Annotated in this window: 1 protein-coding gene; it reads left to right on the forward strand. The window is 54.6% G+C overall.

The annotated features are described in order from the left end of the window. Positions 1–181 precede the first annotated feature (181 nt). The coding region (locus RCF13_RS04560; protein ID WP_308140901.1) for a hypothetical protein at positions 182–403 on the forward strand (222 nt) is incomplete at its 3' end.

The raw sequence follows: 403 nt of genomic DNA on the forward strand, positions 1-403 counted from the left end.
ATAGGCGCCGAAAGGGATGTTGAACGCGCCCGGCGTCAGCGCCAACTCATTGGCGACAGATTGGTACAGATATAGGCCATCATCATCGGTCTGGAATACGTCCTTCTGCATACTGCGTGCTCCTAAGAATTGAAATTTGCAGTGAAAAGGGCATCAAACATGGATGCGAGGGTGGTAAGCAGTGTTCGACGGCCTGGTTTCCGATCCCGTGTTTGCCGACACCTGGCCGGGCTTCAGAAGGCCGGCTTTGTTCGAAGTGCCTGCGGTCATGAACCACCCCGGTCCCGACGTCTGCTGGTCCTCCGAGGAGTCAAGCAAAAAGGCAAGCGGCCCTACCTGGTCAGCTTGTCTAGACCCCATCGCTCTTGCATTTGCAGTGAAAGGGACTTCAAACATGAATTCT

It is taken from the genome of Stenotrophomonas maltophilia group sp. RNC7, from assembly GCF_030910085.1.
Taxonomy (GTDB): Bacteria; Pseudomonadota; Gammaproteobacteria; order Xanthomonadales; family Xanthomonadaceae; genus Stenotrophomonas; species Stenotrophomonas sepilia.